General features: G+C 72.6%; 15 protein-coding genes and 1 pseudogene. 6 read left to right on the forward strand and 10 right to left on the reverse strand.

The features are described from left to right. From PV721_RS21260 to PV721_RS21270, 3 genes and pseudogenes are all read right to left on the reverse strand, one after another. Nucleotides 1-186 (reverse strand): annotated as a pseudogene (locus PV721_RS21260) (hypothetical protein); the annotation flags it as partial. A gap of 206 nt (nucleotides 187-392) precedes the next feature. Then, nucleotides 393-1676, reverse strand: coding sequence for a maleylpyruvate isomerase N-terminal domain-containing protein (locus tag PV721_RS21265; RefSeq protein WP_319726800.1), 1284 nt, complete (start codon nucleotides 1674-1676; stop codon nucleotides 393-395). Next, nucleotides 1673-2236, reverse strand: a complete 564-nt coding sequence (locus PV721_RS21270; protein WP_319726802.1) for a sigma-70 family RNA polymerase sigma factor — start codon at nucleotides 2234-2236, stop codon at nucleotides 1673-1675. The genes PV721_RS21265 and PV721_RS21270 overlap by 4 nt, the downstream gene beginning before the upstream one ends. Nucleotides 2237-2538: 302 nt before the next feature. On the opposite strand from PV721_RS21270, the gene PV721_RS21275 reads away from it, so the two are divergent. Next, on the forward strand, nucleotides 2539-3057 hold the full coding sequence (locus PV721_RS21275) for an EF-hand domain-containing protein (RefSeq protein ID WP_319726805.1): 519 nt from the start codon (nucleotides 2539-2541) through the stop codon (nucleotides 3055-3057). A gap of 193 nt (nucleotides 3058-3250) precedes the next feature. Here PV721_RS21275 and purU read toward each other — a convergent pair whose 3' ends face one another. Further along, nucleotides 3251-4129, reverse strand: coding sequence for a formyltetrahydrofolate deformylase (gene purU / locus PV721_RS21280; RefSeq protein WP_319726808.1), 879 nt, complete (start codon nucleotides 4127-4129; stop codon nucleotides 3251-3253). A gap of 14 nt (nucleotides 4130-4143) precedes the next feature. Next, the gene (locus PV721_RS21285; protein WP_319726855.1) at nucleotides 4144-4590 is read right to left on the reverse strand and encodes an SCO4402 family protein; all 447 of its coding nucleotides are present in this window, start codon (nucleotides 4588-4590) and stop codon (nucleotides 4144-4146) included. A 196-nt stretch (nucleotides 4591-4786) separates the two neighbouring features. On the opposite strand from PV721_RS21285, the gene PV721_RS21290 reads away from it, so the two are divergent. Beyond that, nucleotides 4787-6076, forward strand: a complete 1290-nt coding sequence (locus tag PV721_RS21290; RefSeq protein ID WP_319726812.1) for an ABC transporter substrate-binding protein — start codon at nucleotides 4787-4789, stop codon at nucleotides 6074-6076. A 3-nt stretch (nucleotides 6077-6079) separates the two neighbouring features. Here PV721_RS21290 and PV721_RS21295 read toward each other — a convergent pair whose 3' ends face one another. Both PV721_RS21295 and PV721_RS21300 read right to left on the reverse strand, forming a co-directional pair. Further along, entirely contained in the window at nucleotides 6080-7426 is a 1347-nt protein-coding gene (locus tag PV721_RS21295) for a hypothetical protein (RefSeq protein ID WP_319726814.1), read from the reverse strand. Nucleotides 7427-8307: 881 nt separating this feature from the next. After that, the gene (locus PV721_RS21300) at nucleotides 8308-9690 is read right to left on the reverse strand and encodes a transcriptional regulator (protein WP_319726816.1); all 1383 of its coding nucleotides are present in this window, start codon (nucleotides 9688-9690) and stop codon (nucleotides 8308-8310) included. A gap of 216 nt (nucleotides 9691-9906) precedes the next feature. On the opposite strand from PV721_RS21300, the gene PV721_RS21305 reads away from it, so the two are divergent. The 3 genes from PV721_RS21305 to PV721_RS21315 all read left to right on the forward strand — a co-directional run bounded on the left by PV721_RS21305 (nucleotide 9907) and on the right by PV721_RS21315 (nucleotide 13236). Beyond that, nucleotides 9907-10593: a bifunctional DNA primase/polymerase gene (locus tag PV721_RS21305; protein WP_319726818.1), complete on the forward strand. Its 687-nt coding sequence runs from the start codon at nucleotides 9907-9909 to the stop codon at nucleotides 10591-10593. A gap of 109 nt (nucleotides 10594-10702) precedes the next feature. Beyond that, nucleotides 10703-11545, forward strand: coding sequence for an ABC transporter ATP-binding protein (locus PV721_RS21310; protein WP_319726820.1), 843 nt, complete (start codon nucleotides 10703-10705; stop codon nucleotides 11543-11545). Further along, nucleotides 11542-13236, forward strand: a complete 1695-nt coding sequence (locus PV721_RS21315) for a transporter (protein WP_319726823.1) — start codon at nucleotides 11542-11544, stop codon at nucleotides 13234-13236. The genes PV721_RS21310 and PV721_RS21315 overlap by 4 nt, the downstream gene beginning before the upstream one ends. Before the next feature lie 88 nt (nucleotides 13237-13324). Here the strand turns inward: PV721_RS21315 and PV721_RS21320 are convergent, their stop codons facing one another. From PV721_RS21320 to PV721_RS21330, 3 genes are all read right to left on the reverse strand, one after another. Then, nucleotides 13325-13843, reverse strand: a complete 519-nt coding sequence (locus tag PV721_RS21320) for a hypothetical protein (protein ID WP_319726826.1) — start codon at nucleotides 13841-13843, stop codon at nucleotides 13325-13327. 217 nt (nucleotides 13844-14060) lie between these two features. Continuing rightward, complete coding sequence (locus PV721_RS21325) at nucleotides 14061-14936, reverse strand: alpha/beta hydrolase (protein ID WP_319726828.1); 876 nt, start codon at nucleotides 14934-14936, stop codon at nucleotides 14061-14063. Nucleotides 14937-15295: 359 nt separating this feature from the next. Beyond that, a complete protein-coding gene (locus PV721_RS21330) occupies nucleotides 15296-15988 on the reverse strand; it encodes a metal-dependent transcriptional regulator (protein ID WP_319726830.1) in 693 nt (230 codons plus the stop codon). A 192-nt stretch (nucleotides 15989-16180) separates the two neighbouring features. Here PV721_RS21330 and PV721_RS21335 point away from each other — a divergent pair, with 192 nt between their 5' ends. Continuing rightward, complete coding sequence (locus PV721_RS21335; RefSeq protein ID WP_319726832.1) at nucleotides 16181-16936, forward strand: SIS domain-containing protein; 756 nt, start codon at nucleotides 16181-16183, stop codon at nucleotides 16934-16936. The last annotated feature ends 84 nt before the right edge of the window (nucleotides 16937-17020 follow it).

Consider the following 17020-nt stretch of genomic DNA (forward strand, 5'->3'; position numbering starts at 1 on the left):
CCGCAGCACCCCGTCCGCGAACTCGACCCTCGTCCCCTCCGCCGCCCTCACGTCCCGGCCCCTCGACGCGTTCGCCGGCAGCACCTCGACCCGGGTGTCAGCCCGGTCCGCGGCAATGAACCGGATACGGCCCGCGGCAATGTCGAGGACGGCCGAGACCGGAGCGGGGGCGTCGAACTTCTGCATCGTGCTTCTCCTTCTCCAGCGGCGGACACTCTCTCGGCCCGCCGTTTCTGATGAACGAAAAGCTACGTTGCATTCACAGATCCAGCAACGACTCCGTTGCGCATCAAAGACATCACTGCAGTTCAGATGCGGTAATTCATTGCAATGGATCTGATTTCAACGCAACAGTCAGCTCCCAACTCATTGCAATGAACTGAAAGTGAACGCTACAGCCGGCTCAGGGACGCCGCCGCGAGCAAGACGTCGCGGATGGCCTCGCGGTCGCCGTGCTGGCCCACCGCCGCGTCCTGGGGAGAGATGTGGCCGGCCGCGAGCTGGCAGAACTCGATGCCGTCCAGGGCGATCTCCGCCACCGTGCGCTCCGGTGACGGCTTCGCCCCCGGCGAGTCCAGAGCGATGTCCCAGCCGCCGCCACCCGCGCCCTCGATCTCCAGGTGCAGGGTCCGTCCGGGCGCGCCCGCCGCGACCAGGCCCCGCGCCGGGGCCGCCAGGCCCGCGCGCCGCCGCTGCGCCAGCGCGCCCGGCAGGAGCCGCGCCGCCAGGTCGATCATCCCGTGCAGGTGCGGCGCGGACGGTGGCTCGTACGGGTAGTCCACCGCCTCCGCGATGTCCCACGCGTGCACCCAGCACTCGAAGGCCCGCTCCAGGAACGCGTCCCCGAGCGGCAGCGCGAAGCTCCCGTAGTCCACGGACAGCTCGGCGACGCCCCGGCCCGCGAAGGACACCGTGCGCACCAGGGTGTGCCCCTGCTCCCGCCACGGCTCGCGGACCTGGCGCGTCGTCGGGTACGCCGCGGCGTTCCAGAAGTGCTCCGTCCGTGCGGTCGGACCGCCCTTCGGCGCGTCCGGACCCAACGGGTCGTCCAGCCCCAGCGCGTTGGCGATCAGCCCGTCCACCGTCATCAGGTGACCGATCACCCCTGCCACCGTGGTGCGCTGCGAGCGGCGCCGCTCCTCCTCGAACCACTTCAGCCGCACCGGGGTGTGCCACTCCGAGTCGCCGAAGTCCTGGAGCAGCGCGTCGAGCCGTGCGGTCTCCGTGTCGTACGGGCTCGCCCACACGGGCACCGGGATGCGCGCCGGCCGCTTGCCCAGGCAGTCCTCCAGGACGCGCGAGCGCAGCAGCGGTTTGAGGTCGAGGGTCTCCTCGGGGTGCAGCAGCCCCACCGCGTCGCGCAGCCGCAACGCCTCCTCCGCGCAGGGTGCGCACTCGGTGAGGTGGTCCTCGACCGCCCGGGTCTCCTCGGCGGAGCAGGCCGCCAGTGCCCACGCGCCGAGGAGGGACTTCAGTACGGCGTGCGAGGGCGGCGCCACGGGTGCCGGCTCCGGGAAGGATTCGGGTACGGGCTCCGGGAGCGGCCTCGACATGTGCGGCGGCTGCGGCGCGTACCCCGGGTCCAGGTCGTCGGCGGCCCCGCGCGGACCCGGTATCCACGGCCGGCCGCCGGGACGCTCGTATCCGTCGTCGGGCGACTCGGCAGGGCCGTTCATCGGGGCGTTCCGTATCCGGACCGGGCGGTGTCCTCCTGCGGGAGGGCGTTGGCGGTCGACAGCAGCTGCAGGCCGAGCCGCAGCCGGCGCCGCGCCTCGTCCTCGCTGATCTGGAGGTCGGCGGCGGCCTGTCGGTAGTCCCGCCGCTTGAAGTACGCGAGTTCGAGCGCGGCGCGCAGCGGCGCGGGCATGGAGGTGACGATGTAGTCCGCGCGGGCGGCCGCGTTGGCGCTGCGCACCTTCTGCTCCAGCTCCTCGCGGGAGCCCCGGCCCAGCTCGGCCTGGCGCAGCCGGGCCACCGCCTGGCCCTGGGTGATCCGGGCGACCCAGGAGCGCATGGAGCCCTGCTTGGGGTCGTAGGCGTCCGGGTTCTCCCAGATGTAGCCGAAGACCTCGCGGGTGATCCGGTCCGCCGCCTTCTCGTCGCCGAGCACCCGGTGCGCCAGGCTGTGCACGAGCGAGGCGAAGCGGTCGTACAGCTCTCCGAGCGCGGCGGCCTCGCCGCGGGCCAGGCGTTGCTGCATGCGGCGGTCCCAGCGCGGTGGTACGTCCTTCGGCATAAGTGCCCCCAGCCGTGTGTCGACGCAACGAATGTAGTGGGCACATGGCGGATCGCGCCCGTTTTGAGGGAACCCGGCCCTGAAAGTGAGCCCTCCGTGATAGGGGCGTGGCAGGGCGTGAACGGTGGTGCGGCCGACGGCACATGGGGACAGGTGTACGCGCCCCACCGCGCTCCCCGTGCGCGGGTTCGATGCGGCAGCCTCCTTGACCGCTTCGCTTAACGCGCAGGCCACGTAGGCCTTACGCTCCTGCCTTGTCTTGAACTGAACCCCACCGCATACGTGAAGGCGGAACGCCGAACATGGACAGCGCAGAATACGAGCGCAAGATCGCCGCCCGATTCGCCACCTTCGACCAGGACGGGTCCGGGTATATCGACCGGGAGGACTTCAGCACGGCCGCGAAGGCCGTCCTGGCCGAATTCGGTACCGCCGCCCGGTCGGACAGGGGCCAGGCCGTCTTCGCGGGGGCCGAGGCGTTCTGGCAGGGGATGGCCGGGATCGCGGACGTCGACGGGGACCAGCGGGTGTCCCGCGAGGAGTTCATCACCGGGGCCGCGAAGCGGCTGCGCGACAACCCGCAGCGGTTCGCGGAGATCGCGCGGCCGTTCCTGCGGGCCGTGATCGCGGTGGCGGACGAGGACGGCGCGGGGGCGACCCCGCAGGCCGCCGCCCGCGTCCTGCGCGTCCTGGGCACCTCGCCGGAACTGGCTCCGCAGCTGGCCGCCGCGCTGGACGCCGACGGCGACGGCCGCATCTCGGAGGAGGAGATCCTGTCGGCGTTCGCTTCGTACTGCGGGGTGGAGGCCCCCGACGCGTGACGCCTGCGGCGGGCCCAGCGGCCGACACCGGGGCCGGCCGGCCCCGCCGGGCCACCTCGGCCCCGGCCGGCACAACCCCAGCCCCGCCGGCGTTGAGGCGCGGGTCTGGGGTGGAGCCCCGGGCCGGCAAGCCGGCACAACCTGGCCCCGCCGGCGTTCGAGGCGCGGCTGAACACGCCCGGCAGGGGCGGCGTCAGCCGAAGACGACCGTGCGGGAGCCGTTCAGGAGGACGCGGTGCTCGCTGTGCCACTTCACCGCGCGCGCGAGCGCCTGGCACTCCACGTCCCGCCCCACCGCCACCAGCTGGTCCGGGGTCACCTCGTGCCCCACCCGCTCGACCTCCTGCTCGATGATCGGCCCCTCGTCGAGGTCCGCCGTCACGTAGTGCGCGGTCGCGCCGATCAGCTTCACGCCTCGCGCGTGCGCCTGGTGGTAAGGCTTCGCGCCCTTGAAGCTCGGCAGGAACGAGTGGTGGATGTTGATGATCCGCCCGCTCAGCTCCTTGCACAGGGTGTCCGACAGCACCTGCATGTACCGCGCCAGCACCACCAGCTCGACGTTCTCCGCGCGCACGAGCTCCAGCAGCTGGGCCTCCGCCGCCGCCTTCGTGTCCTTCGTCACCGGGATGTGCACGAACGGGACGTCGTACGAGGCGACCAGTTCGGCGAAGTCCGTGTGGTTGGAGACCACTGCCGCGATCTCGACCGGCAGGGCGCCGATGCTGGCGCGGAACAGGAGGTCGTTCAGGCAGTGGCCGAACTTCGACACCATGAGGATGATCCGCATGCGCTCCTCGGAGCGGTGGATCTGCCAGTCCATCTTGAACGAGTCGCCGATCGCGGCGAAGCTGGCGCGCAGCTTCTCGACGGTCACCGCGGGCTCGGCCTCGAAGTGCACCCGCATGAAGAAGAGTCCGGTCTCCCGGTCTCCGAACTGCTGGCTGTCCACGATGTTGCAGCCGGTCATGAAGAGGTAGCTCGACACGGCGTGCACGATGCCCTGCTTGTCGGGGCAGGACACGGTCAAGACGTACTGGGGCTGGGCCTGGGCCTCATTGTGCGGGTCGCTCATGACCGCACAGCCTTTCACACCGCGCGGGTGAGGATCCTCAACACTTCCAGCGACGTCGGCCGGACGTCCGGGTCGTCCCCGTCCGCCTCGGCCAGCCGTACGTGCGCCTCGCGTGCGGCGCGTACCGCCTCGGGCCACGCGTGGTGCTCCAGGTAGGCGGAAACCGGGGCGTCGGGCCCGACCTGGTGGAGGATGCGGAGCACCCGCAGCACGGCGAGGTCGACGAGGGTGGCCTCCTGCGAGTCGCGGAAGATCGTGCCGACGTACTTCTCGGCCGACCAGCTGTCGAGCCAGGTGTCCTCGACGAGCCGGTAGACCGCGTCGGTGACGTCTCCGTACCCGTCGACGCCGGTCAGCCACGTGTCCTCGTGGAAGGCCGGATCGGAAAGCATGTGCAGCGCCGAGCGCACGTTGCTGCGCCAGCGCCACCACGGCATGTCGTTGAGGGGCATGCCGCCCATGGTGGAGGAGCGGCCGCCGCGGCGGGAAGAGTTCTTCGAACCTTGGGCGAATGTCACGCTTTCGATCGTACGTTCCCGTTGAACGCGATCTTCAGGCGCCTGCGGCGGGCCGCGCCCCCGCAATTCACCCGGACGTCACCCGATGTTGTGTCCATCTCACTCGACAGTTACCTGTGGGGCGGAATGGTGCATGGACATGACCATCTCGCGACGCGCAACGTCCCTGTCCCGCACCTTCGTGGCCACGGCGATGGGCGCGTGTCTCGTCGCCGGGTGCGGGGCGCTCCCCGGAGGCTCGGGGGGCTCCGGGGACACCATCACGGTCATGACCTTCGCCCCGGAAGGCACCAAAGCAACCAACATGCCGGGAATGACCGGCATGGCCAAGGCGTACGAACGCTGGGTGAATTCCAAGGGCGGGATCAACGGTCACAAACTGCGCGTACTGACGTGCAATGAGAAGAACACGCCCACCGGCGCCGCTGACTGCGCCCGCAAGGCCGTCGCCGAGAAGGCCGTCGCCGTCGTCGGCTCGTACAGCCAGCACGGACGCGCCTTCATGGCCCCGCTGGAGGCGGAGGGCATCCCCTTCATCGGCGGTTACGGGGTCTCCTCGGAGGAGTTCCAGTCCCCGCTCTCCTACCCCGTCAACGGCGGCCAGCCCGTCCTCATCGCCGGCGCCGGCCACCAGCTGAGCCGCGCGTGCGCCCAGGTCGCCCTGGTCCGCCCCGACACCCTCGCGGGCGACACCCTGCCGGTCCTGCTGAACGCCGGGCTGCGGGCCAACAAGATGGCCGACGCCTCCGACATCCGGGCCGCCGAGGACTCCGCGGACTTCGTTCAGCAGGCCCGGGAGGCCCTCGCCCACACCACCGGCACGGGGAAGGAGAAGGAAAAGGAGAAGGGCTGCGTCACCGCGGTCCTCGGCGAGCGCACCGAGACCTTCTTCGACGCCTTCCGCCGGACCGAGGTCCAGCGCAAGAAGCCGCAGATCTCCTCCGTCCTGGGCAGTGTCAGCCAGTCCCTGGTGGACCGCACGGGCGGCAAGGAGAGCCCCTTCGAGGGCGCGTACGTCACCAGCTGGTACCCGGTGGCCTCCGACCCCGTCTGGACGCCGATGCGGAACGTCGTCACCGAGTTCGCCTTCGGCGACGACAACGTCGACCCCGACGACAGCGGGGTGCAGACCACCTGGATCGCCTACACCGTGCTGAGCGAGATCACGCAGCGCTTCAAGGAGGACGAGGAGATCACCGCCCGCATGGTCAAGCGGTCGCTGAACGAGTCCCAGCCCGTCAGGACCGGCGGCCTCACGCCGGACCTGAGCTGGCGCTACCAGGACATGCGGGCCGTCGCCGGCTTCCCCCGCATCGTCAACGGCCAGGTCACCTTCCAGATCGTCCAGGCCGGGAGGCTCGTGGCGCAGCCCGGCGAGCAGTCCCTGGACATGACCCCGACCCTGGTCCAGGCCCCCCGCACGGCCTGATGCTCAGAGCTGGGACTTGTCGCGCTTGGTGAGGCCGTACTTGGCCGCGATCGTGTTCCACATGGCCGCGGCGGACTCCTTGGCCTTCGTCGCCTCGCCGCTCGACCTGTTGCCCTCGGTGGCGTTCTTGGTGACCTTGGCCTTGCCGTCCTTGCACTTGTCGTCGTCCACGTCGTCCGCCCAGGCGGCGTAGCTGTCGTCGGCGTCCGCGGAGGACTGCCAGGCCTTGGTGAGGGCCGCGGACAGCTTCACGTGGTCCGGGAGCTTGTCCACCTTCAGCTCCTGGAGGCGGGTGACGAGTTCCTCGCGCTGGCGGGCCGCGTCGCGCAGGTCGGCGCCCGCCTGATCGAGGTTGTTGCAGCTCTTGATGTCCTCGACGGCCTTGATCACCGAGGCCCGGCTGTCGTTGCTGTCCGCGAGGAGCTTGTCCAGCTGGACGGCCTGCGGACGGGCCGGGTCCACGGGGGCCTCGCCGCCGGGCGCGGCGGAGGCGCCGCTCGCGGCCGGCGCGGCGGGCACCGCGCCCGGGTCGTTGTTCTGCGGCTTGCCGTCGCTGAGCAGCGAGCCGACGCCCAGCCCGACCACGGCCAGGCCGATGACCACGGCGGCGATGACGGCCGGTGAGACCCGGCGGGGTGCCTCCGGCGGCGGGGGCGGGGCGTACTGCTGCTGCGGGTGCGGGTGCGGGTGCTGCGGGTGCGGGTGCTGTGGGTGCTGCGCGCGCGGCGGGTAGGGGCGCGGCGGCGGCTGGCGCAGCACCGGCTCCTGGACGGGAGGCAGGTGCTGGGTGTGCCCCGCAGAGTCGTCGTCGCCACGGAACAGCCCGTCGAACCCCTCTACGGCGCGGTCGGCGCGGTCGGCGGCCACCGGGGGTATGTACTGCGTCGCCGCCTCGCCGTGGGCGGGGGCGGCCGGGACGGGCGGGATGTACTGCGTCGCGGCCTCGTCGTGCGCGGGAGCCGCCGGGACGGGCGGGATGTACTGCGTCGCGGCCTCGTCGTGCGCGGGAGCCGCCGGGACGGGCGGGATGTACTGCGTCGCGGCCTCGCCGTGCGCGGAGGCGGCCGGGACGGGCGGGATGTACTGCGTCGCGCCTTCGTCGTGCGCGGGGGCCGCCGGCACCGGCGGAATGTACTGGGTGGCGGCCTCGGGCAGCGGGGGGTACCCGTAGCCGTGCGGCTCCCCCGGCCCCTCGTAGCCGGGCCCGACGACGTGCCCCGGCGCCGCGTGCGGGTACCCGTACGCGGGCCCGGGCTGCGGCTGCTCCGGGTACACCGGATACCCGGACGCCTGGTCCGGACCCCACGGGGCACCCGGCTGGGGGGCACCCCCTTGTCCGCTCTGCGTCACCGGGACTCCTTCTCCGACTCGCCCGACCCTACGGAACCGTCGTCACGCTACCCGGTCACGCACCGCCGCACCCAGCCTCGCCGGTGTTTGAGGGGCAGGTCCGGGAGGCGGGCGCCGGTCCCTCAGCCCCGGCCGGCACCCTCCGGCCCCGCCGGCGCGTGAGGCGCGGCGTCCGGGGCGGAGCCCCGATCCCCCAGCCCCGCGCACGCTCGAGCCGCGCGGCCCGGCCCGGCCCGGCCCGCGAGCCGGACGCGGTCCCCGCCGGGTCTCCGCCCCCGAACCCCCGCGCCTCAAACGCCGGCGGGGCTGAACTTGTCCCCGACGCAGCCGGAAGGCGGACCGGCGCAGCCGGAAGGTAGGCCGGCCCAGCCGGGAGGTGGGCTGGCCCAGCCGGGAGGTGGGCTGGCGCAGCCGGCAGGAGTTCCAGCCCAGCCGGGAGGTGGGCTGGCGCAGCCGGCAGGAGTCCCAGCGCAGCCGAAAGGAGCCCCGGCGCAGCCGAAAGGAGCCCCGGCGCAGCCGAAAGGAGCCCCGGCGCAGCCGGGAGGTGGGCCGGCGCAGCCGAAAGGAGCCCCGGCGCAGCCGGAAGGTGGGCCGGCGCAGCCGGAAGGTGGGCCGGCGCAGCCGGAAGGTGGGCCGGCGCAGCCGGAAGGTGGGCCGGCGCAGCCGGAAGCAGTCCCAGCGCAGCCGCAAGGTGGGCCGGCCCAGCCGGCAGGAGTCCCAGCGCAGCCGGAAGCAGTCCCGGCCCAGCCGGGAGGTGGGCCAGCCCAGCCGGAAGGTGAGCCGGCCCAGCCGAAAGGAGCCCCGGCGCAGCCGGAAGCAGTCCCGGCGCAGCCGGAAGGTGGGCCGGCGCAGCCGGAACGTGGGCCGGCTGCGTCGGAGGGTCAGGCGACCCTGGTCTCCAGCCTCGCGCCGAACTCCCGGACCGCCGCCTCCTCCCGGTAGGGCTCCAGGCGGGTACGGAAGTCCTCCAGGTATTCCGCCCCCCGGTTCGACCGGAGCCCCTCCAGCAGTTCCGCCGCCTTCGTGGCGGTCTGGCAGGCCTGCTCCACCTCCCGCTGCTGCACCTGCGCCGCCGCCAGCAGCAGCAGCCCGATGGCCCGGCGCCGCGCCTTGCCCGCCGGGAGGCCCCGCAGCGCCTCCTCCGCCCGCTTGCCCGCCGCGTCCGCCTGGCCCAGGTCCCGGTGGCAGTGCGCCAGTTCGTCCGCGAGGTACGCCTCGTCGAAGTGGCTGATCCACACCGGGTCGTCGCCCGCCTCCGGCTCCGCCCGCTCCAGCGCGCTGACCGCCCGCGCCGACAGCACCGCCGTGGCCCGGCTGTCCCCGAGCAGCGCGTGCCCGCGCGCCTCGGCGGCGTAGAACATGGCCTCGACGCGCGGGGTGACCTGCCCCCGCGTCCCCTCCTGGGCGGCCCGCGCCAGCTGCGCGATCTCGCGCGGGTTGCCCAGCTCGGCGGCGAGGTGGCTCATGGACGCGGCCAGCACGTACCCGCCGTACGCCCGGTCGCCGGCCGCCTGGGCCAGCCGTAGCGCCTGGATGTAGTACCGCTGTGCCAGGCCGGGCTGTCCGGTGTCCACCGCCATGTAGCCCGCCAGCTCCGTCAGCCGGGCCACGGCGGCGAACAGCGCCCGCCCCACCGGCTCCCGGTACGAGCCGCCGATCAGCCCGGACACCACCGAGTTGAGGTAGTGCACGACCACCGGCCGCACGTGCCCGCTGCCGAAGCGGTGGTCGAGGTCCTTGAGCGCCTCGGTGGTCGCCCGTACCGCCTCGACGTCCGGCATGCCGACCCGAGAGCCGCCGCTGCGGGCCACCTGGGTGTCGGCCCCGGTGATCAGCCAGTCGCGGCTCGGCTCGACGAGCGCGGACGCCGCCACGCTCGAACCGGCCAGGAAGTCGCGGCGGCCGACGTCGCTGCGCCACAGCTCGCAGACCTGCTCGATCGCGCCGATGACGGTCGGCGAGAACTGCAGGCCGACCCCGGAGGCGAGGTTCTTGCCGTTGGCCATGCCGATCTCGTCGATGGTGACGGTCCGGCCGAGCTTGCGCCCGATCGCCTCGGCGATGATTCCGGGCGCCCGGCCGCGCGGCTGCTGGCCGCGCAGCCAGCGGGCCACGGAGGTCTTGTCGTAGCGGAGATCGAGGCCGTGCTCGGCTCCGCACATGTTCACGCGCCGGGCGAGCCCGGCGTTGGAGCACCCGGCTTCCTGGATGAGCGCCTGCAGCCGTTCGTTCGGCTGGCGGGCGACGAGAGGCCTGGCTGCCATGAAAACCCCCTGCTGGCCGCGGGTGATCCGTTGGAATGATCACTTCCCGCCTGATGTGCGGAGAATCTTCCGCTCTGCGTCGTGTCGCTACCCAACTCCAGCGCCCAGGCCTCCCACGCGCCCCCACGCATGCATCAGTGCGCCCCATATGCAGGATCGATGCTCCGTCCACCCGCTGGTTTACGCCCGTAACCCCGGGTGACCCGGGGAGTTGTGATGGGCGTGGAAGAGACCATCGGAGTCACGGAGACCGCACCCATCCCCAAGCAGCGCGGCGAACTGCTGCTGGACCATGCCGTGCGGTACGCGGAAGAACGGCACTGGGACGTCTTCGCCGGCACCTGGCTGGAGCCCGGCGACGGCCGGGAGCTGTGCTCCTGCGGGGTGGCGGACTGCCCCGCGCCCGGCGCACACCCGGCGGTGAAGGACTGGGCGGCGCAGGCCACGGGCAGCGCGGTCCAGGTCCGGCGGGTCTGGGCGAAGCACCCGGAGGCCTCGATCCTGCTGCCGACGGGCCGCACGTTCGACGCGCTGGACGTGCCGGAGTCGGCCGGATTCCTGGCGCTGGCGCGGCTGGAGCGGATGCAGCGCACCCTCGGCCCGGTCACCCTCACGCCCGACCACCGGATGCTGTTCTTCGTCCTGCCGGGCGCCGGCGTCAAGGTCGCCGATCTCGTACGGAAGCTGGGCTGGTCGCCGACCGGCATCGACCTGGTCGCGCGCGGCGAGGGCGAGTACGTGGCCGCGCCGCCCACCCGCTTCGGCGGCCGGGGCGCGGTCCAGTGGGCGCGGCGGCCCACTCCGGCGAACCGCTGGCTGCCGGACACGGAGGAGCTGATCGACGCGCTGGCGTACGCGTGCGGGAGCGAGGCCGCGGCGGACCGCAAGCGGCGCCAGGCCTGACGTGAAGTTCATGACCTGAAACTCATGACATAAGTAACTGCTCGGGCCTCTCCCCCTCCTCCTATGGTGAGGAAGGAACGACCAACGGGGACGCAAGAGAGGCAGGCGCATGCCGGACCAGGGCGATGCGACGGGCGGGACGTACGGGACGGGTGGCGCGGTGACCGCGCCGTCCGCCGTGCGGGTGGAAGGTCTGTGGAAGCGCTTCGGCGAGCAGGTGGCCGTCGCCGGGATCGATCTGGAGCTGCCCGCTGGCCAGTTCATCGGTCTGGTGGGCCCGAACGGCGCGGGCAAGACGACGACCTTGTCGATGGTGACCGGCCTGCTGCGCCCGGACATGGGACGGGTCCTCGTCGCGGGGCACGACGTGTGGGCGGACCCGACCGAGGTGAAGGCGCGGATCGGCGTGCTGCCCGAGGGACTGCGGCTCTTCGAGCGGCTGTCGGGGCGCGAACTGCTCGGCTACATGGGCCGCATGCGCGGGCTGCCGGGCGAGGAGACCGACAAGCGGGCGACGCAGCTGCTGGAGATCCTCGACCTCGCGGGGTCGCAGCACAAGCTGGTCGTGGACTACTCGACGGGCATGCGGAAGAAGATCGGCCTGGCGGCCGCGCTGCTGCACAACCCCGAAGTGCTCTTCCTGGACGAGCCGTTCGAGGGCGTGGACCCGGTGTCGGCGCAGACCATCCGCGGGGTGCTGGAACGTTACACCGCCTCCGGTGCCACGGTCGTCTTCTCCTCCCACGTGATGGAGCTCGTCGAGTCGCTGTGCGACTGGGTGGCCGTGATGGCCGCCGGCCGGATCCGCGCCGCGGGCCCGCTGGCCGACGTACGGGGCTCCGCGCCCTCCCTCCAGGCGGCCTTCCTCGAACTGGTCGGCGCGCAGGGGCGCGACGCGGCCGGGGACTCGCTCGAATGGCTCGGCGGCGGCTCCGGGGCGGTCGCGCGATGAGCTCGCCCTCCACCCCCGCCGCGGGCACCACAGGGGCCGGTGTCGGTGCCGGTGCCGGTGTCGGCACTGCCGCCTCGTCGGCCGCTTCCGTCACCTCCGTCGCAACGGTCCCGCTGACCCCGATCTTCATCCGCCTCAAGCTGTCGCTCCTGCGCAACGGCCTGAAGGGCTCCTCGAAGCGCAAGGCCGCCTACTTCTCGACGCTCGCCTTCGCCCTGCTCGTCGGCTTCTTCCTCACGCTCGGCCTGGCCCTGCTGCGCGGGAACTCCCACGCGGGCACGGTCGTCGTCCTGCTGGCCGCGATCCTGGCGCTCGCCTGGGCGTTCATGCCGCTGTTCTTCCCGACCGGGGACGAGACGCTCGACCCCGGCCGGCTGGTCATGCTGCCGCTGTGCCCGCGTCCGCTCGTGCGGGCCCTCTTCGCCTCCTCGCTGGTCGGCATCGGGCCGATGTTCACGCTGTGCCTCGCGATCGGCTCGGTGGTGGCCGTCGCGCGCGGCGCCGCCGGGGCGGTGGCCGCGGTGGTGGCCGCGCCGCTCCTGCTGCTCGGCTGCGTGGCCCTCGCCCGGGCGGTGGCCACGGCCAACGTGCGGCTGCTGACCAGCCGCAAGGGGCGCGACCTGGCCCTGCTCAGCGGCCTGCTGATCGCGGTGGGCGCGCAGCTGGTCAACTTCGGCAGCCAGCGCCTGTTCCAGGCGGGCGGCCTGGCGACGCTGGAGCCCGCCGAGGCGGTGGTGCGGTGGCTGCCTCCGGCGACCGCCGTCGGCATGGTGGACTCGGCGAGCGAGGGCGCGTACGGGGAGGCGGCCGCCCAGCTGGCCCTGACCCTCGCCGCACTGGCCGGCCTCCTGTGGTTCTGGGAGCGGAGCCTGACCAAGCTGATGGTCACGCCGGACGGTTCCACCATCGCGGCCGCCCGGCCGACGAAGGAGCGGGGCGCGGGCGGCATCTGGTCGCTGCTGCCCGCCGGCCGGACGGGCGCGGCCGTGCAGCGCACCCTGCGCTACGCCGTCCGGGACCCGAAGACCAAGGCCTCCTGGGTGACGGCGCTGGCTATCGGCCTGATCGTCCCGGTCTTCAACGCCCTCCAGGGCACCGGGTCCGTCTACCTCGCCTGCTTCGGCGCGGGCATGCTCGGCATGCAGATGTACAACCAGTTCGGGCAGGACACCTCGGCGTTCTGGATGGTCGCGCAGACCATCTCCAGCACGCACGACGCGTACGTGGAACTGCGCGCCCGCGCCGCCGCGCTGGCCCTCGTCACGGTCCCGTACACGGTCCTCGTCACCGTGGTCACGGCCGCGCTCATCGGCAACTGGCGCGCCCTTCCGGCGGCCACGGGCCTGTCCCTGGCCCTGCTCGGCTCGATGCTCTGCACGGGGGCGCTGGCCTCGGCCCGCTTCCCGTACTCCATCCCGTCGGACGGCGCCTTCAAGAACGTCGTCCCGGGCCAGGCCGGGCTCGCCTGGTCGGGCATCTTCGGCGGGATGCTGGCCTCGGCGGTGGTCTCCGCCCCGGTGATCGTCCTGACGATCTGGCTCCACGTGGCCGACGACCAGGACGTGTCCTGGATCGTGCTCCCCGTGGGCGTGGCGTGGGGCGCGCTGGCCACCTGGGCGGGCCTGCGGCTGGCGGCCCCGACGGTGGCGCGGAAGCTGCCGGAGATCCTGTGGGCGGTCAGCAAGGGCTGAGAACGGCGAAAGGGCCGGCCTCCGTTCCCGAGAGGGAGCGGAGGCCGGCCCTTTCTGCGTCCGGGGGTCCGGCGCGATGCGGCGGGGATCACCGGGCGGCGAGCAGGACGAGCGCGGCGAGGGAGCCGGTGAACACGACGGCGTGACGGAGGTTCTGCAGGTACGGCATCACCCAGCGGGGGAAGCCCTGCTCGGCGGCGGCGAGCATGGACCTGACGTCCATGCGCTGCAGTTCGGCGTCACCGCTCTTCGCGAAGGCGGCGGTGACGGACGGCACGGCGGTCAGGTTCGAGTAGAGGATCACGCAGTTCACGAGGATGACCAGCGGCTGGACGACCCAGGAGAGCGTCTCGCCCCAGGTGTTCCCGGCGAGGGCGAGCACGGCCGGGACGACCAGGGCCACCGCAATCCCGACGGGGGCCCAGGTCTCGTGACCGCCGGCGTCGAGGCGCATGCCGTTCTCGGCCATGACCGTCGTGCGCACTCCCTGGCGGCCCAGCTCGGCCTCGACGGCGGCCTGGGCGCGGGCTCCGTAGCGGCTGCGGACGAGCGGGATGCTCAGGAAGGCGAGGGCGATCAGGATCTGCAGAGCGGCGACGGCGTTCATCGGGGGTTCCTCGTTTCTGGGGGCCTGCCTGGTGACATCGCAACCATGCGGCCGCCCCCTGACAGCCTCCGGCCACGCCGCTGACAGACCGCTGACACGCCCCACCGACACGTCGGAACACCTCACCGGCACGCCGTGCCGACGCACCCCGCCGGGCACCCCTCACCGCCGAAACCTCAGCGAGCGGCGGGTACTCGACGCACCTCCCGCGGGCCCGTCACGGCGCCCCCGCCTTGATGCCGTCCAGGAAGGGCTCCACGGCCGCGCGCCAAGCCGTCGGCTGGTCGTAGTGGAGGTAGTGGCCGGCGTCGGGGATCTCCGCGTACTGGCCGGCGGGGAGGACGCGGACCATCTCCTGGGCCTCGGCCCGGCCCAGCTCGCCGTCCAGGCCGCGGACCACGAGGGTCGGGCAGCGGACCTGGGCCAGCTCCTCCCAGTGGGCGTCGTGGACCCAGGTCTCGCGGGCCGTCAGCATCTGGCGGCGGGAGAAGAGGGGACGCCAGCCGTCCGGGGCCTCGTGCATGACCTCGGCGAAGAAGGCGCCGCGGCCAGGGTCGGGGCGCTCCACCCGCGGGTCGTCCTCACCGAACCAGCGGCGGGCCGCGTCCTGGGTGGGGAAGGGCAGGGGCCAGCGGTGGAACCAGTCCTCCCACTCCTGCTGGGAGGCCGCGCCGAGGGCCGAGGCGCGCATGTCGCAGATGACGAGGGCTTCGACCAGGTCCGGGCGGCGGGCCGCGAGCTGCCAGGCGGTGAGGGCGCCCATGGAGTGGCCGATCAGGGTCACGGGGGCGAGGCCGAGCTGCTCGACGGCGGCCTCGGCGTCGGCGACGAACGCCTCGCGGCCGAAGGAGGTGTGGACGTCGGGGCCGCCGGGCGGGCGTTCGCTCTGCCCGTGCCCGCGCTGGTCCAGGGCCACGACGCGACGGTTCTCGCGGAGCCAGCGGGCGGTGCCGGACCAGTGGAAGGCGCGGCCCATCAGCCCGTGCAGTAACAGCACCCCGGGGCGGGGGTCGGCCTCTGCGGCCGTTTCGCGGAATTCCCAGGCGGCCAGGCGGACACCTCCGGCCCCTGTCACATCGACGCGCTGTACCACCGTAGATGCACCCCCTTCGCTCCCCGCCAGACTATCGAACCCGTATTCGAAAACTGGGTTCTCGCCCACAACACCGCTCTTTCGAGTGACCTTGCTCAAGGATTGACCGCCGCTGCCGATGGAGATCCTTTCAACAGGGAGGCGGGCCGCTCGGGGAAGACGGTCCGAAGGGGAGACCTTGAGAGCTCGGGGCTCCAGGTCACCAGGGGAGGACCGGTCCCGGTGCCGCAAGGCACCGGGACCGCCCATTCCCACCAGTCCAACGAAACGAGTCCGCTCCGGCAACGAATCGACGCCGGCGCTCGCGATCGCCCGCGTCGAGGTGGTGGAGGTCGTGGAGGTCGTCCGGGTCGTCGAGGTCAGCGCTTCGCCACGAAGACGTGGGAGGCCACCTCCGCGTCCAGCTCGGCAGCCTCGCCGCCACTGCCGACCAGCACACCCCCCGGGGACTCGGTCACGCTCACGACCGAGCCGGGCTGTACGCCCGCCCGCCGGAGCGTGTACATCAGCTGGGCGTCCGTCTGGATCGGCTCGCCGATCCGGCGCACGACCACGGTCTTGCCCTCCGCGCCCGGGTCGAGCTCGGACAGGCTGACCATGCCGTCCTCCAGGAACGGGTCCGCCTCGGCCTTCTCGCCCAGCTCCTCCAGCCCCGGGATCGGGTTCCCGTACGGCGATTCGGTCGGGTGGCGCAGCAGCTCCAGCACCCGCCGCTCCACCGCCTCGCTCATCACGTGCTCCCAGCGGCAGGCCTCGGCGTGCACCTGCTCCCACTCCAGGCCGATGACGTCGACGAGCAGGCACTCCGCGAGCCGGTGCTTGCGCATCACGCGCGTCGCCAGCCGTCGCCCCTCCTCGGTCAGCTCGAGGTGCCGGTCGCTGGCGACGGCCACCAGGCCGTCCCGCTCCATCCGCGCCACCGTCTGGCTCACCGTCGGGCCGCTCTGGTCCAGCCGTTCGGCGATACGGGCGCGCATGGGGACCACACCTTCCTCCTCCAGCTCAAGGATGGTGCGGAGATACATCTCCGTGGTATCGATCAGTCCGGACATTCGTGCCCCTCGGATTGCGTGCGCTGGCCCTGCCCCCAATTCTGACGCATCGGGCCCACAACCGTCCCGCGCCGAGGGTCAAGACCGGTCCCGGACATCTCGTGGCGTTCGTATTGACACGCCCTTGGTCCAGACCGCACGGTGAGCGGCGGACAACGGACGCACCCCCACCTCCGGAAGGGCCATCGTCGTATGAGCGAGAGCAAGCTGGCCGGTCAGTTCTTCGACGCCGCCATCGGTCTGCTGGAGCGGGTGCGGGAGGAGGAGGCCCCGCACATCGCGGAGGCCGGCTCCCTCATCGCCGACGCCGTCGCCTCCGGCAACCGGCTCTTCGCCTTCGGCGCCGGGCACTCCTCGCTGCCCGCCCAGGACGTGGTCTACCGGGCCGGCGGCATGGCCCTGATGAACTTCCTCGCCGTTCCCGGCACCGTCGGCATCGACGTCATGCCCGCGACCCTGGGCAGCGCCCTGGAACGGGTCGACGGCCTCGCCGGCGCCGTCCTGGACAGCAGCCCCGCCTCCGACGGCGACGTCCTCGTGATCATCTCCCTCTCCGGGCGCAACGCCCTGCCCGTCGAGATGGCCATGAACGCCCGCGCCATCGGCCTCAAGGTCATCGGCGTGACCTCGGTGGCGTACGCGACCGAGACCAAGTCGCGGCACGTCTCGGGCAGCTTCCTCAAGGACCACTGCGACGTCGTCCTCGACAGCAAGATCGCGGTCGGGGACGCCGAGCTCAGCATCGACGGCATCGACGCGCCCTTCGCCCCCGCCTCCACCGTCGTGACCAGCGCGATCATGCAGGCCGTCATGGCGGCCGCGGCCGGCGAGCTCGCCGGCCGCGGGGTGGAGCCGCCGCTGCTGCGCTCGGGCAACGTCGACGGGGGCCACGAGTGGAACGGCCGCGTGATGCAGGAGTACGGCGACCGGATCTTCTTCCGGCACTGACCGAGGGGTCTCCGCGCCCGCACCCCGCAGCAGCTCCCCGACCATGCCTTCGCCCATCCGGCGGACCCTGCTCCGGGCACGGAG

The sequence above is a fragment of the Streptomyces sp. MB09-01 genome (assembly GCF_033794505.1).
GTDB lineage: Bacteria > Actinomycetota > Actinomycetes > Streptomycetales > Streptomycetaceae > Streptomyces.

Coding starts and splice junctions, on each gene's coding strand:
- PV721_RS21270 (WP_319726802.1), bottom strand. CDS start 2,236: ATGCCGAAGGACGTACCACCGCGCTGGGACCGCCGCATGCAGCAACGC.
- PV721_RS21275 (WP_319726805.1), top strand. CDS start 2,539: ATGGACAGCGCAGAATACGAGCGCAAGATCGCCGCCCGATTCGCCACC.
- PV721_RS21335 (WP_319726832.1), top strand. CDS start 16,181: ATGAGCGAGAGCAAGCTGGCCGGTCAGTTCTTCGACGCCGCCATCGGT.
- PV721_RS21285 (WP_319726855.1), bottom strand. CDS start 4,590: ATGGGCGGCATGCCCCTCAACGACATGCCGTGGTGGCGCTGGCGCAGC.
- PV721_RS21290 (WP_319726812.1), top strand. CDS start 4,787: ATGACCATCTCGCGACGCGCAACGTCCCTGTCCCGCACCTTCGTGGCC.
- PV721_RS21310 (WP_319726820.1), top strand. CDS start 10,703: ATGCCGGACCAGGGCGATGCGACGGGCGGGACGTACGGGACGGGTGGC.
- PV721_RS21265 (WP_319726800.1), bottom strand. CDS start 1,676: ATGAACGGCCCTGCCGAGTCGCCCGACGACGGATACGAGCGTCCCGGC.
- PV721_RS21305 (WP_319726818.1), top strand. CDS start 9,907: ATGGGCGTGGAAGAGACCATCGGAGTCACGGAGACCGCACCCATCCCC.
- purU (WP_319726808.1), bottom strand. CDS start 4,129: ATGAGCGACCCGCACAATGAGGCCCAGGCCCAGCCCCAGTACGTCTTG.
- PV721_RS21315 (WP_319726823.1), top strand. CDS start 11,542: ATGAGCTCGCCCTCCACCCCCGCCGCGGGCACCACAGGGGCCGGTGTC.
- PV721_RS21320 (WP_319726826.1), bottom strand. CDS start 13,843: ATGAACGCCGTCGCCGCTCTGCAGATCCTGATCGCCCTCGCCTTCCTG.
- PV721_RS21300 (WP_319726816.1), bottom strand. CDS start 9,690: ATGGCAGCCAGGCCTCTCGTCGCCCGCCAGCCGAACGAACGGCTGCAG.
- PV721_RS21330 (WP_319726830.1), bottom strand. CDS start 15,988: ATGTCCGGACTGATCGATACCACGGAGATGTATCTCCGCACCATCCTT.